The 15059-nt window shown below is 64.8% G+C and carries 10 protein-coding genes; 2 read left to right on the top strand and 8 right to left on the bottom strand.

Annotated features, from left to right (window positions below):
* Positions 1 to 201: 201 nt before the first annotated feature.
* The 6 genes from ACRYLO_RS08085 to ACRYLO_RS08060 form a co-directional block, all read right to left on the bottom strand.
* On the bottom strand, positions 202 to 1167 hold the full coding sequence (locus ACRYLO_RS08085) for a substrate-binding domain-containing protein (protein ID WP_482659690.1): 966 nt from the start codon (positions 1165 to 1167) through the stop codon (positions 202 to 204).
* 223 nt (positions 1168 to 1390) lie between these two features.
* A complete protein-coding gene (locus ACRYLO_RS08080; protein ID WP_294017360.1) occupies positions 1391 to 2242 on the bottom strand; it encodes an AAA family ATPase in 852 nt (283 codons plus the stop codon).
* 77 nt (positions 2243 to 2319) lie between these two features.
* Positions 2320 to 2985 carry a DUF6975 family protein gene (locus ACRYLO_RS08075; RefSeq protein ID WP_482659689.1) on the bottom strand — a complete coding sequence of 222 codons (666 nt, stop codon included), beginning with the start codon at positions 2983 to 2985 and terminating at the stop codon, positions 2320 to 2322.
* A gap of 188 nt (positions 2986 to 3173) precedes the next feature.
* Positions 3174 to 4013: a CsgG/HfaB family protein gene (locus ACRYLO_RS08070; RefSeq protein ID WP_482659688.1), complete on the bottom strand. Its 840-nt coding sequence runs from the start codon at positions 4011 to 4013 to the stop codon at positions 3174 to 3176.
* A 178-nt stretch (positions 4014 to 4191) separates the two neighbouring features.
* Entirely contained in the window at positions 4192 to 4674 is a 483-nt protein-coding gene (locus ACRYLO_RS08065) for a SixA phosphatase family protein (RefSeq protein ID WP_482659687.1), read from the bottom strand.
* A 41-nt stretch (positions 4675 to 4715) separates the two neighbouring features.
* The gene (locus tag ACRYLO_RS08060; RefSeq protein WP_482659686.1) at positions 4716 to 6062 is read right to left on the bottom strand and encodes a DUF4118 domain-containing protein; all 1347 of its coding nucleotides are present in this window, start codon (positions 6060 to 6062) and stop codon (positions 4716 to 4718) included.
* Between the two features lie 125 nt (positions 6063 to 6187).
* Between ACRYLO_RS08060 and ACRYLO_RS08055 the strand changes: the two genes are divergently transcribed.
* On the top strand, positions 6188 to 8119 hold the full coding sequence (locus ACRYLO_RS08055; protein ID WP_482659685.1) for a potassium transporter Kup: 1932 nt from the start codon (positions 6188 to 6190) through the stop codon (positions 8117 to 8119).
* An 81-nt stretch (positions 8120 to 8200) separates the two neighbouring features.
* Positions 8201 to 10009, top strand: a complete 1809-nt coding sequence (gene lepA, locus ACRYLO_RS08050) for a translation elongation factor 4 (RefSeq protein ID WP_482659684.1) — start codon at positions 8201 to 8203, stop codon at positions 10007 to 10009.
* A gap of 316 nt (positions 10010 to 10325) precedes the next feature.
* Here the strand turns inward: lepA and ACRYLO_RS08045 are convergent, their stop codons facing one another.
* Together ACRYLO_RS08045 and ACRYLO_RS08040 are read right to left on the bottom strand one after the other, a co-directional pair.
* On the bottom strand, positions 10326 to 11819 hold the full coding sequence (locus ACRYLO_RS08045; protein ID WP_482659683.1) for a glucoamylase family protein: 1494 nt from the start codon (positions 11817 to 11819) through the stop codon (positions 10326 to 10328).
* A 74-nt stretch (positions 11820 to 11893) separates the two neighbouring features.
* Positions 11894 to 14929, bottom strand: coding sequence for a TonB-dependent receptor domain-containing protein (locus tag ACRYLO_RS08040; RefSeq protein ID WP_482659682.1), 3036 nt, complete (start codon positions 14927 to 14929; stop codon positions 11894 to 11896).
* Positions 14930 to 15059 lie beyond the last annotated feature (130 nt).

Genomic DNA, 15059 nt, shown 5'->3' with positions numbered 1-15059 from the left:
TTCAATTCCCCTCCCTGAAAGGGAGGGGCGAGGGGTGGGTTTAGCGGCAAGCGAGGCTCGATGCCTCGCTTGCCGCTGTTCTGCCGCACGGTCTGTTTAAGTCTGTTCGGCGCGCAGACGCGCGCACCCACTCCCGACCCCTCCCTTTCAGGGAGGGGAGTGGCGCGTTGAAACTCGCTACCGCCTAACCTCCCGCCACGCTCAGGGCAGGTCGGCGCGCTCCACCACATAGCCATTGGCGATCGCCTCGGCCGCACGGCGCCGTACCTTGTCCGGCGCGGGGATCAGGCCGCGTTCGGTCAGCGGGCCGTTCGGTGCCCACATCGTGGCGTAGAGCTTCAGGAAATCCTGCAGCTCGGGCATCGCGTCGAGGTGCTTCTTCTTCACATAGAGATAGAGGCTGCGCACGCCCGGATACTTGCCGCTGGCGATATCCTGATAGGTCGGCGTCACGCCATCGATCGGCACGCCATGCAGGCGCGACCGGTTCTTTTCGAGATAGGAATAGCCGACCACGCCGACCGCCTGACGATTGCCGGCCAGCCCCTCGACGATCAGATTGTCGTCCTCGCCCTTTTCGACATAGGCGCCGTCCTTGCGCAGGCTGCGACAGGCTGCGTCGAACAGCGCTGGATCGGGATTGGTCTTCAGCTCCTTGGCCGCCGGATTGGCCGCGATGCATCCCGGTTCGAGGATCAGTTCAACAAAGGCTTCGCGCGTCCCGCTCGTCGATGGCGGGCCAAGCACGGTGATCGGCGTCGCGGGCAGGGCGGGATTGACGTCCTTCCACGTCCTGGCGGTGTTGGGCTTGCCCATCGGGTTCGCCGCAAGCGCCAGATAGATGTCCTTGCGCGTCAGCGTCAGCTTGGGCCCATCATTGGACTCGGCCATGGCAATGCCGTCCAGCCCGATCGGCACTTCGATGATGTCCTTGACGCCATTGGCCTGGCAGGTGTCGAATTCCTTGGCGTGCATGCGGCGCGATGCGTTGACGATGTCGGGATACTTCCCGCCCACGCCCTCGCAAAAGCGAACCATGCCGCCGCCGGTACCGGTGGATTCGACCACTGGCGTGCGACGACCGTTATCCTGCTCGACAAAGGCCGTCGCCACCGCCTTGGTAAAGGGCAATACGGTTGACGATCCGACCACCGTCACCGCGCGCATCGATGTTCCATCGCATGAAGCGAGCGTCACAGACGCGAGCGCCAAAGATACGAGCTTAAGCAAACCAAGCCGTTTCAGCATCGCCGTTCCCCCTATCCCACGCGCACAGGGGGAGTGCCAACCAGCCGCCTCCGCCGCGGGCCTTATCGGCGCGTCGCGTTACCCGCGTGTGACACGGGACCGCTTGGAAATGGTGGGCTGAGCGATCTGATCGAGCGGGACGTCAGCCTTTGGGTGCCTGCCGCCGCGCCATGAACGCCAGCCGTTCGAACAGCATCACGTCCTGCTCGTTCTTCAGCAATGCGCCGTGCAGCGGGGGGATCGCCTTGCTCGGGTCGCGCGATTGCAGCACGTCGAGCGGCATATCCTCGTGCAGCAGCAGTTTGAGCCAGTCGAGCAGCTCGCTGGTGCTCGGCTTTTTCTTCAGGCCCGGCACCTCGCGGATATCGTAGAAGATATCCATCGCCTTGCTTACCAGGATCTTCTGGATGCCGGGGAAATGCACGTCGATGATCGCCTGCATCGTGCCGCGATCGGGGAATTTGATATAATGGAAGAAGCAGCGGCGCAGGAACGCGTCGGGCAGCTCCTTTTCGTTGTTCGACGTGATCACCACGATCGGCCGCTCGGCGGCGCGGACCGTCTCGCCGGTCTCGTAAACATGGAATTCCATGCGATCGAGTTCGTGCAGCAGGTCGTTGGGGAATTCGATATCGGCCTTGTCGATCTCGTCGATCAGCAGGACGGGGAGCTGGGGGGAGGTGAATGCCTCCCACAATTTGCCCTTGCGGATATAGTTTGAAATCTCATGCACGCGCGGGTCGCCGAGCTGGCCGTCGCGCAGCCGCGCCACCGCGTCATATTCATACAGGCCCTGATGCGCCTTGGTCGTCGATTTGACGTTCCATTCGATCAGCGGCGCGCCGACCGCCTTGGCGATTTCATAGGCCAGAACCGTCTTGCCGGTGCCTGGCTCACCCTTGACCAGCAGCGGGCGGCGCAGCGTGACGGCGGCGTTGACCGCGACCTTCAGATCGTCGGTTGCGACATAATCCTGCGTGCCTTCAAAGCGCATTTCCGTCCCCGGTCAAATTGGAAGATCGGGTATGGAGTAGCTGCGAAAGGCGGTGACGCGCAAGCGGGGAGTGCGGGTCAGTCCCGTCCGCGGGCCGAAGCGCGCGCTTCGAGCAGATCGATCAGACCGCGATGCTGCGCCAGCGTCTGCTGCGCTCCGAACACCATCGCGCGCTCAACGGGCAGCGTGCCGGCAAGGACATCGATCACCGTCGCCGTCTCGAACGCCGGCGGCAGGTCGCAAGCAGGCGGCTCGATCCCCAGCCGCCTGGCAAGCAGATCGAGGACCGAGCGGATCCCCGGCCAGTCGAGCGCCAGCGCGATCGCGGTGCCGTCGGCACAGCCATTGCGGTCGGACTGGGCCAGCATGTCGAGCGCGTGGCGCTGTGCGGTAACGGCGGCTTCCGACGCGGCTTGTCCCGGCGTGCTCGGCATCGGCCCGGCGGCGGCCACGATTCGGACGAGATAGGCGCGCTCGGCGGCAAATCCGCGCACCGCCTGCGCCAGCCATTCGGCGGCGGCGGGCTGGCGCGACTGGGCCGCTGCCAGTTCGAACAGATCGGGGTGACGGGCGTGGAGCAGGCAGATCTGGTGGGCAAGGTCGCCCAGGTCGCGCAGCATTGCGACGCCGCTCGTCAGGCGCGCCAGATAGGGATGCGTCGCGCTGCCATCGGCGGCGACAAGCGCGATCAGCGTGCCCGACGCACCGCTTAGTCCTGCGCTCCGAACCGTCTCGAGTGGCATATGACCCCGCCAAGCAACTGCGCCGGCCCATCCGGCATCTCTAGAGAGTCGCTTTGCCCGAAAGGTCTATACCGAAGCGCGTAAAGACGTGGTTGATTGTGCGTTAAGGGAGTCTTCGCAGATCGCCCTGTCGAAAAAAGGGCCGGAATGGGTAATTCCGGCCCCTGATTCCAACGATCTGGTGAGGCTCAGCGTCGCGCGGGCGGGGCCGCCGCCGCCGCGTCGTCAGGCAGCCCCCCCAGCTGGTAGACCAGCTTGGTATAGGCATCGAGATAGGCAAGGACGATTACCTGGCCGATTTCGGTGTTCTGATAGCCGCTGCCGCCAGCTGCGGCGAACCCGCCCCACCAGCCGCTTGCCGCGCCACCGCCGAAACCGACATCGGTCTTGCGGGCATAGCCCTCGGTCAGTGCCTTTTCCTCGGTCGTGCGTGCATCGACCATCGACAGGGTGACGCTCGCTTCCTTCTTGCTGACCTTCATGCCGCCCGCGATCGCGCCGACGCCGCCAAGGATGCCGCCGCGACGACCCAGCAGGCCACCGATCGCGCCACCGACCGCGCTGCCGCCCGAATCCTTGTTCGACGAGACAATGTCGGGCTGAAGGAAGTAATCGGCGGTGCGCACCTGGCCCTTGCCGATATTCTGGCCGCCCTGCATCTCGCCCTGTTCCTGCAGCGCGCGTTCCATCGCGCGGCTCTGCATCGCGCGGCCGCGGTTGACGATGGTGAAGCAGCCCGACTGCTGGACGAAGACCTTGAGGATGGCTTCGGGGCTGCCAAGGTTCAGCTCGCGCCACCATTGATTGTCGGGTTCGACGATGGCGATCGTGCCGAGGTTTTTGGTGCAGCGCGGGATTTCGCGCTGCCCGCGTTCCTGATCGCGGCGTCCCGACGATGCGCCCTTGGTCGTGCCATCCTTATAGGTCTTGCCGGACGAGCTGGTTGCGGTCTGCGCGGAAGCGGCGATCGGACCCGCCGCCATTGAGGCGAGCGCGGTGGCAGCGATCAGATTGCGGACGAGACGCATGGACTATTCCTCCCATTCAGGGGCGTTCTGCCCCAAAAAGCCGTGGCAACGGTGCAATATCGCCCGTTCGCCTTCAACTGACACGCTCTGACACGGAGAGCCCCCGGCCCCCGCCGGGGTCATATCGCATCCGTCATGGCTGCGCATCGGGAAAAGTGCTGCGTAACGCGAAGTTGGCTCAGGGCGTCACGACGACCCGGTCGGTCTTGCCATCGGCGACCGTCCATACATCGCCGAAATCCTCATGCTTGAGATCGGCGGGGCGCGCGCCGCCCAGCTGTTGGACGATATCGGGAACGGTATTGCTGTGCCCGACGATCAGCACCGGGCAGGGCGACGCCTTGGCGCGCGCGACCGCGCCGGCGGTATCGGCGGCGTCATAGCTTTGCAGCGCGATGCCCCGGCTGGCGGCGAGCGCGGCGGCGGTCTGACGCGTGCGCTGATACTGCGTCACCAGGATCGCGCATAGCCGCTTGCCCCGAAACCACCGCGCCAGCGCCTCGGCCCGCGTGGCCCCCTGCGGCAGCAGGTCCGGGTCCTTCTCCCCCTTGGGCGTGTCGAAATGCCGGACGACATAGGTCACAACGGAGCCGGACGGGCGGGCCTCAGCCGATGCGGGCGCGGCGAGCAGGGCGAGCGGGAGGAGGGCAAGGATGCGCATCGCGCCATGCTGACGCAGGCGAGGCGGCCGGGCAAGCCCGCTCACCCGCTGGCCAGGCGATAACCGACCGCGGGTTCGTTGACGATCAGCCGCGGGTGCGCCGGATCGACCTCCAGTTTCTGCCGCAGCCCGCGGATCGCGACGCGCAGATAATCGACCTGCCCCTCCTGCGCCGGCCCCCAGGCGGTGCGCAGCAGATGGGCGTGCGACAGCACCCGCCCCGGATGCCGCGCCAGTTCGGCCAGCACCGCATATTCGCGCGGGGCCAGATGCACCTCTGCCCCATGCCGCTGCACGTGACGCTGGAACAGGTCGATCGTCACCCCGTCGCCGACCGCAATCGGCGGCTGGGCATCGACCGGACTCAGCTCCATCAGATTATCGACATAGCGTTGCAGCCGCGCCAGTTCGCCGCCGAGCGCGGACAGGCGGGGATTGTCCGCCGGATGGCTGCGGCGCAGATCGTCCACCGCCTCCCGCATCGCGCGCAACGGCGGGTGGAGATCGTCGCCGATGGTGGAGAGCAGCGTTTCGCGCACCCTGTCGCGCTCGCGGTCGCGGACATGCGCGTTCGCCTCCAGCTCCAGCCGATCGCGCTCAAAGGCGAGGGCGAGCTGGTCGAGCAGGCTGGCGAGCAGCGACAATTGGTCACGGCGCACCGCCGGGCTGCCATCGTCGCGCGCCAGGCCCATCACCGCGATCGTGGTGTCATTCGACCGCACCGGATGAAACTGCCATTCGGTCGGCAGCGCGCGATCGACCCCGCGTCCGGCGCAATCGCCGGACTCGAGCACCAGCGCGGCGACGGAGACGTCATTGGGATTGAGCCGGATCGTCGCCGGGGCTGCGGCGATCGGTATGGGGGCGGTGTCGCCTCCCGCCGATCCGGGAATTGCCAGCACCGCGTTGCAGGCGAACAGGCGGCCAAGTTCGGACACGGCCACAGTGGCAATCTCGTCGCGCCCGGAACAGCCGAGCAGGCGGCGGGCAAAGCCGGCAATGGCGGCGTTACGCCCGGCATGGCCGCGCGCCAGCGCCGCCTGTGCCCGCACCGATGCGGCCAGATGGCTGGCAGCGAGCGCCACGACCAGCAGCACCAGCACCGTCAGCAGCTCATTGGGGCTATCGATGCGGAAGGTGAGGCGGGGCGCGGTGAAGAAGTAATTATAGGCGAGCGCAGCGGCGAGCGCGGCGGCCATCGCGGTACGCCGCCCGCTCCAGATCGCGGCGACCAGCACGGGGGGCAGATACAGCATGTCGATCGCCGCCGTGCCCCAGCGTGGCGCGAGCGCCAGGCCGATCAGCGTCGCCACCGCGATCATCAATGCCGTTTCGATCACGCCGCGCACCGGATTGCCGCGCGCGGCCAAGGGGGAGTCGTTGGTCATGCCGCTGATGTGCGCCGCGTCATCGTCTGCGTCGAGGGGGCGGGGTGCGTCTTTCGGTGTTTCTTAATGCCCGCCGACGGGCGATCACATGGAATCTTCATGCCCCCCCGCCGCACATCGCGGCGATGACACAGGCATCTCATCCCGCGCCCGCCATGGCGGCTGCATCCGATCCCACCCCCGCTGGGGGCGGGCAATCCCATCGTTATTCGCTACCCGCGCTGATGCTCGGCGCGATCGGTGTCGTCTATGGCGATATCGGCACGTCGCCGCTCTATGCGCTCAAGGAAAGCTTCATCGGCGCGCATCCGTTACCGGTGGATGACCTTCACATCCTTGGCGTGATCAGCCTGATCTTCTGGTCGCTGATGCTGATCGTCACCGTCAAATATGTGTTCGTGGCGATGCGCGCGGACAATAAGGGGGAGGGCGGATCGTTCGCGTTGCTGGCGCTGATATCCCGCGCCCTGGGCGCGCATAAACGGACGGCGGGACTGGCACTGCTCGGCGTGCTGGCGGCGGCGCTATTCTATGGCGACGCGATGATCACCCCGGCGATATCGGTGCTGTCGGCGGTGGAGGGGTTGACCGTGGTCGAGGCGCGGCTGGCCCCTCTCGTGTTGCCGGTGGCAGTCGTGATCCTGATCGCGCTGTTCGTCGTCCAGTCGCGCGGGACGGCGCGGATGGGGGTGTTGTTCGGGCCGGTGGTGCTGATCTATTTCGCGGCGCTGGCGGTGCTGGGTATCGTCAATATCGCCCGCGAACCGGGCATCCTGATGGCGCTCAGCCCGCATCGCGCCGCACTGTTCCTGATCGGCGACCCCTGGACCGGGTTTCTGGCGATGGGTTCGGTGTTTCTGGCGGTGACCGGGGCGGAAACGCTCTATGCCGATATGGGCCATTTCGGGCGGCGGGCGATCGGCTGGTCGTGGCTGGGGCTGGTCTATCCGTGCCTCATGCTCAATTATTTCGGACAGGGGGCGTTGCTGCTGACCGATCCGACGGCGGTGGCCAACCCCTTTTACCTGATGGCACCGGAATGGGCGCGGCTGCCGCTGGTGTTCATCGCCACCGCCGCGACGATCATCGCCAGCCAGGCGGTGATTTCGGGAGCATTTTCGGTCACGCAACAGGCGGTACAGCTCGGCTTCCTGCCCCGGCTCAAGATCGTCCACACCAGCGCCCATGCGGCGGGTCAGGTCTATATTCCGGCGGTCAACTGGTCGTTGTTGGTGATGGTCGTGCTGCTGGTGCTGGGCTTTGGCGAATCGACACGACTGGCGGCGGCCTATGGCATTTCCGTGAGCGGGACGATGGTGATCACCACGGCGATGCTGGCGGTGCTGCTGCTCTATGTGTGGAAGTGGAAACGCTGGATCGCGCTGCCGGTCATCGCGCTGTTCGCGGTGGTCGACCTGACCTTCTTTGCCTCCAACATTGCCAAGCTGGCCGATGGCGGCTGGTTCCCGCTGGTGGTGGCGGCGGTGATCTTCACCGTGCTGACCACCTGGGCCAAGGGGCGGGCGATGATGCGTGCGCGACTGGGCGAAGAGGCGGTGCCGCTGGAAGTGTTCATCAAATCGGTCGCGTCGGTCCATCGCGTCGGCGGCACCTCGGTGTTCCTCGCCACCACCGCCGATGCGGTGCCGACCGCGCTGCTCCACAACCTCAAGCATAATCAGGTGGTGCATGAACGCGTGGTGGTGCTGAACGTGATGGTCGAACAGGTGCCGCATATCGCCCCCGACAAACGGCTGGAGGTGCATGAAGCCGGATCGGGCTTCTATCGCGTCATCCTGCATTACGGCTTCATGGATGAGGTCGATGTGCCTGCGGAGCTGGTGCGCAGCGATGCATTCGGCGGGGGGATCGATATGATGCGCACCAGTTTCTTCCTGGGACGGCAAAAGCTGATCGCGACGCGGGAAATGCCGGGCATGGCATTGTGGCGCGAAAAGCTGTTCGCATGGATGGTGCGCAGCTCTGAAAGCGCAATGGAGTATTTCAAGCTGCCAACCAACCGCGTCGTCGAACTGGGCAGTCAGCTGCGAATCTGATTGCGTGGCCCGGCGGGGGATGCGCGCCACGATGCGCATCCCCCTTCGCAAGTGGCGCGACCCCTGCTACGCGCGCGGTCTATGGCAACCGACATTTCCCGTATCCGCAATTTTTCGATCATCGCGCATATCGACCATGGCAAGTCGACCCTGGCCGATCGCCTCATCCAACGCACCGGCGGCCTCACCGCGCGTGAGATGTCCGAGCAGGTGCTCGACAATATGGACATCGAAAAGGAACGCGGCATCACGATCAAGGCGCAGACCGTGCGCCTCGACTGGAAGGCGGCGGACGGCAAGGATTATGTCCTCAACCTGATGGACACGCCGGGCCATGTCGACTTCGCCTATGAGGTCAGCCGGTCGCTCGCCGCGTGCGAGGGCGCGCTGCTCGTCGTCGACGCGGCACAGGGCGTCGAGGCGCAGACGCTCGCCAACGTCTATCAGTCGATCGAGCACGACCATGAAATCGTGCCGGTGATCAACAAGATCGACCTGCCATCCGCCGAACCCGAAAAGGTGCGCAACGAGATCGAGGAGGTGATCGGCATCGACGCCTCGGGCGCGGTGCTCGCCTCGGCCAAGTCGGGTATCGGCATCGACGAAATCCTCAACGCAGTGTGCGAGCGCATCCCCGCGCCCAAGGGTGACCCCGATGCGCCGCTCAAGGCGATGCTGGTCGACAGCTGGTATGACCCGTATCTCGGCGTCGTCATCCTGATCCGCGTGATCGACGGCACGATCAAAAAGGGCCAGCAGATCAAGTTCATGGCCGCCGGGACCACCCATCTGGTCGACCGCGTCGGCGCATTCCGGCCCAAGATCGAACAGCTGCCCGACCTTGGCCCGGGCGAAATCGGCTTCATCACCGCACAGATCAAGGAAGTGGCACAGGCGCGCGTCGGCGACACGCTGACCGACGCCAAGCGCCCCGCAGCCGAAGCACTGCCGGGCTTCAAGGAAGTCCAGTCGGTGGTCTTCTGCGGCCTGTTTCCGGTCGACGCCAACGACTTCGAGAAGCTGCGTGAGAGCATCAGCAAGCTGCGGCTCAACGACGCGTCGTTCAGCTTCGAGATGGAAACCAGCGCCGCGCTCGGCTTCGGCTTCCGCTGCGGCTTCCTCGGCCTGCTGCACCTGGAGATCATCCAGGAGCGGCTGATGCGCGAATATGACCTCGACCTCATCACCACCGCGCCGTCGGTGGTGTATCAGATCGAGCTGACGCATGGCGGCGGGCATATCGAGCTGCACAACCCGGCCGACATGCCCGATCCCAACAAGATCGAAAGCATCGCCGAACCGTGGATCCAAGCGGTGATCTATGTCCCCGACGAATATTTGGGCTCCATCCTGAAACTCTGTCAGGACCGCCGCGGCATCCAGAAGAACCTGACCTATGTCGGCGGGCGCGCGCAGGTGACGTACGAACTGCCGCTCAACGAAGTCGTGTTCGACTTCTACGATCGCCTGAAATCGCTGTCGAAGGGCTATGCCAGCTTCGATTATGAGCAGATCGGCTATCGCGACGGCGACCTGGTCAAGATGGGCATCCTCGTCAACGAAGAGCCGGTCGACGCGCTCAGCATGATCGTCCACCGCTCGACCGCCGAGGCCCGCGGGCGCGGCATGTGCGAGCGGCTCAAGGAACTGATCCCGCGCCATCTGTTCAAGATCCCGATCCAGGCGGCGATCGGCGGCAAGGTGATCGCGCGCGAAACGATCAGCGCGATGCGCAAGGACGTGACCGCCAAATGCTATGGCGGCGACGCCACGCGTAAGCGCAAGCTGCTCGACAAGCAGAAAAAGGGTAAGGCGAAGATGCGCGAATATGGTTCGGTCAGCATCCCGCAGGAAGCCTTCATCGCCGCGCTGCGGATGGGTGAGGAGTAGTGCGGGCTCAGGCTGCCGCCAGACCTCATCGTCACCCCCGCGAAAGCGGGGGCCCATCTCCTGCATGATCGGCACACCAAGCCGGTGCGGATAGCGCACAGTCCGGGAGATGGGCCCCCGCTTTCGCGGGGGTGACGGCTTGGGCCAGATCGCGGTGACGCTTGGCGATCCAGAGCATCGCGCGTGTTATCTGGATCGCTCTACAGCCGTTTGCCCTGAGCTTGTCGAAGGGCCGTAGTCCGTCGTCACTGAGCGCACGAACGGTGCTTCGACAACCCCGGATCAAGTCCGGGGACAAACGGCAGTGTGAGTCGCCTTACTCCCCCGCCTGCTCCAGCCACCCGCCCTTGAACCCGGCGCGCTCCAGCCCGCGACGGATATGCGGGTTCTTGCGCATCGTCTTCCAGATCAGGCCGCTGCGGTGGTTCTCCAGCATCGCCAGGATCGGCCCCTGATCGATCCCCAGATAGTCGCGCGCGAACCAGCCATCCTTGGCATCGACCACGCCATCGCGGCTGCCCGCATCGGTGAAGGTGTAGCTCGGGTTGAACGCGTCCTTGAACCCGTAACGCTGGTACAGCTTGTCGCCATATTTCGCGCGCATCGCCATCAGCGCGGGCAGGGCGATCTCCGGCGCAAACGCGACCGATCCGCCCGCTGCGGTGGGGACGATGGTGCCATCATCGACAATGCGGTAGCTGCTGACGCCACGCGCGGAATAGCCCTGAAACTCGCGCGGCTTGCCATTGACCACGCGCCCATTGGCCGCGCCGCCGGGCCCGTCCGACGCGGTCCAGCCCCAGATCTCGCCCGAATAGCCGGTCCATTTGTTCGGATTGTCGATCCCATAGGCGCGCTGCGCCAGCGTCGCGCGGCGGCTATTCTCGAAATAGTCGATGCCCTTGCCGGCCATGAACGCGTCCTGGATGCCGCGGAAATCGACCCAGACATGGCTGTACTGGTGGCCGAACAGCGGCTCGAACTGCAGATGCTCCTGCCCGTAATAGGTGCCCCAGCTCTTGCCGAGCTTGCCCGACCAGCCGCTGTCCCACGCGTCCTTGCCCACCGGATGCGTCGGCGACCCGAGCGCAAGGATATAGACCAGCATCCCCTCGTCATAGCCGACCCAGTCATGCGTCCCGAAATCGCCGCCCTGGCCGCGCTCGGGATACCATCCCATCGCGATCGCCTTGCCGCCCTTGCTGTTCGCCGAGGGGATCGTGCTGCGCTCCCGCTGGACGAAGGTCCAGTCGACGCGGGCGTAGATCTTCTCGGCCAGATCGCGGATCGCCACTTCGGTCGGATCATCGCGGTCGAAATAGCTTTGCGCGAACAGCACGCCGCCGAGCAGCAGCGTGGTGTCGACCGTCGACAGCTCGGTATTGCGGTAGCGGGTGCCATCCCCGTTCTTCAGGAAGTGATAGAAAAAGCCCTTATGCCCCGCAGTGCCGCTGACCGCCGGGCCCTGCGGCGCGTTCCAGTAGAATTCCATGCACTTACGCGTCCGCTCGGCGGCTGCTGCGCGCGTCACATAGCCGCGCTCGGCCCCGATGCCATAGGCGGTCAGCGCAAAGCCCGTCGCGGCGATGCTGGAAAAGGGGTTGGACGGCCAGCGATCCGGCGCAAGGCAGGTGTCGACGCTGGTCGTATCCCAGAAATAATCAAAGGTGCGGCGCGAGAGATCCTCGGCAAACGCCGCCTGGCCTGCAGCGGGCGCGGGGGCAGGGGCGGTCGCCGCCGGCGGCAGGGTCGAACAGGCAGCTGCAAGCGGCAGCATCGCGAGACCGAGCGAAGGCAGACGAAAGCCCATGGGATACTCCTTTACACACAAAAAAAGGCGCGCGGACGGGGGAATCCGTCCGCGCGCCGTAATCGAGAGACCGGTTAGAAGTTGAAGCCGGTCGAGACCTTCACCGTGCGCGGCGGACCGTCGATGCCGTAGTTGTTCGGATCGCGCAGACCGGTCGTCGAGTTGAACCCGTTATAGTTGCGATCGTTCATCAGGTTGATGATGTCGATGCGGAACCACACGCGGGTCTGATCGGTGATGAAGCCCAGCTTGAACTCCTTCGTCGCCGACAGGTCGAGCTGACGATAGCCCCACTTGTCGCCATTGCCATCCGCTTCGATCGCGACGATGTCCTTGGTCCCCGGCACGCCGACGCCCGGCGTGGTCACGAAGCGCTTGAGCCAGACCGGCGACGCGATCTGGAACTTGGTCGCCAGCGTGATGCCGTACGGAATGTCGACCGTGCCCGCCATCACGAAGCGATGGCTGCGCACGCCCGCCGACGGACGGAACGGATATTCGTCGATGCTGGAGTAATCGAGCGAGAACACTTCACCGAACTGACGATTCTCGTTCGCCTTGGTGTAGGTGTAGGTCGCGTCGATGCTCCACGGCGAAGCTGCCGTGTAACGCTTGATCAGCTTGATGAAGCCGGTGTCGGCGTTGGTCTCAAGACCGTTGTCGCCGATGATGATCGACCCGAACGGCGAAGGCGGGAAGCCGAACGGCGCATCAGGGTTGCCGGTCGCCGGGAAGAACAGCCCGCCCGGACGACGGTTGCCGAGCATATAGACGAAGCCGTCGCGGCTCTCGACGTGCGAATAGCCGATTTCCGCATTCAGCAGCCCGAAATCGCCGCGCAGACCGATGCTGTACTGGTCCGAATAGGGCGTCTTCAGGTCATTCTTGATGAAGCGCAGTTCGCGCCCCGCACCCGCCGGGAGCCCGGCGATGAGCGCCGCGCGGCCAGCTTCGGTCTGATAGACCGGGTTGTAGGGGATGCAGGTCGCGCTCGGCGTGCAGACGTTGACCGTATCGCCCGGGACGATGAAGTTGAACGTGCGGCCCGCAGCCGACCCCTGTGCCAGCTCCTGCTGGATGAAGTCGAACTGGGTGCGGTCATAGGACCGGCCGAACCCGCCGAAAACGGCAAAACGGCCCGCTTCGTCAAGCTTGTAGTTGAAGCCGACGCGCGGCTGGAATGCGCCCGTGAACGCCTTCCGCTCGTTGCCGGTCGAGATGTAGTCGTTGATGTTGTAGTTCGCGCCGGTCAGGTTCGGATAATTGGCCGGCTGGACCGCCGCGACCTGTGCCGCCGAGTGGACATAGTTCAGGAACGCCGGGGTTTCTTCATAATCCCAGCGCAGACCGAGGTTGACCGTCAGGCGATCGGTGACGTCCCAATCGTCCTGAATGTACAGGCCGAGCTGGAAGTTCTTCGAACGCAGCTGCGCATCGGTGAAGCCGCCGGCCAGCGCCTGGAAGCTCATCTGGTACGGCGTCGTCGTGTTCAGCGTGGTCGCACCCAGCGGGGTGAAGTAGCGGAACACCGGGTTGAAGCCGTTGAGCTGCAGCGAGTTGAGCGTCACCCACTTCGCCTTCACGCCCGCCTTGATGGTGTGCCCTTCAAGCCCGGTGTAGGTGAAGTCGTTGGAGATCTGCCAACCCTTCTGCCCCTTGTCCTGGAAGTTGGTGCCGCCACCGGTCTCCAGCACGTTGCCGTCCAGATTCTGGGTCGGGTTGGCGGGGTTGGGGATGCGGATGCGATAGACGTTGCGATTGGCCTGCGTCGCCGGACGCGGGTTCCACGTCACGTCTTCATACGCGACCTTGAAGTCGTTGACCCAGTTTTCGGCGGTATGCTCCCACCGGCCCAGGGCGCGGATTTCCTTGACGCGCGCGAGCGTGCGCGTTTCATAGGCGGCGATACCGCTGTTGAACTGCTCGCCGGTTTCGTCGCGATACTTGCCCGAAAATTCGAACAGGTCGTTGTCGGTCGGGGTGAAGGTGAGCTTGCCGAAATACAGGTTCTCGTTGAACTCTTCGTTATACTCGCCGTAGTTCGCGGCGAGCGCCGCCGGAACCAGCGACTGGCCCGAGCTCAGCGACGAGGGGAAGGTTACCGTCCGCGGGGTCAGGCGACGCTTGCCTTCATAGCTGGCAAAGAAGTGCAGCATGTCCTTGATGATCGGGCCGCCCAGCGTGCCGCCGAACTGCAGATCCCGGGTCCGGATCTTGCCGGTCGCGCCGGGACGCAGCACTTCGTTCGGGGTCGGATCGCGCAGGTCCTGATTGGTGAAGTCGATGAAGCCCGAACCCTCGAACTGGTTCGTGCCCGACTTGGTCACCGCGGTGATCGCAACCGAGCTGACCTGGTCGAACTCGGCCTTGTAGTTCGAGCTGATCACGCGATACTCGGCAATCGCCGACTGCGGGAACGGGTTGCCCTGGGTCGAATCCTGGCCGGTGATACCGTTCTTGAGGACATAGTCCTTCTGGCCGACGCCATCGATGAAGATGTTGACGCTGTTGGAATTCTGCGCACCACCCTGCAGGCGCGACTGGTCGCTGCCGTTGGTGATGAACTGAACGCCCGGCGCCAGATCGGCAAAGGCAAGGAAGTTGCGGTTGTTCTGCGGCAGCTGTTCGATCAGGCGCGGGCTGATCGTCGTGCCCACTTCGCCGCCCTGCATCGAACGGATGCGGCCGCCGGTGACGATGATTTCTTCGCCGCCATCGGCCGACGCCACTTGCGGTGCCGCCAGGTCGAAATCGAACACGGCATTCTGTGCGACCGCAAGGCGGAACTCGTCCGTGCGGCGCACGCCGCTGGGGGTCGTCACTTCAAGCCGGTAGGTGCCGGGCGGGAGCGATGCGAACTGGTAGCTGCCGTCGGCGGCCGGCGTGCTGGTGCGGGTGAAGCCGGTGTCGACATTGACGGCGGTAACCTGGCTGACGCCGCCCTCGGCCGTCACCTTGCCGCGCAGCGACGAGGAGACCTGGGCCTGCGCCGGGACGGCAAGGCCGATGGCCAGCACCGTGCCCGCGCTCGACCATGCGAGTGCAGCAGCAGCGGCGCGCAGGCGCGAACCGCGAACAAGTCCATTAGTTGCGAAATGTGAAGCCTTCACAGCATCCCCCCTGGAGGTTTGACAACGTTTACCCTGAACAGCCGTGTGCGCGTGATGCGCGACTCGGCGGCCCGCCTATTATGTTTTTTGCACCAAAACTGTAACCGGTTTCATGACAGCTGTATAGAAA

The sequence above is a fragment of the Sphingomonas sp. SDUR79 genome, from assembly GCF_056821745.1.
The sequence above is the reverse complement of the archived record's forward strand: the minus strand, read 5'-3'. Positions and strand labels throughout refer to the sequence as shown.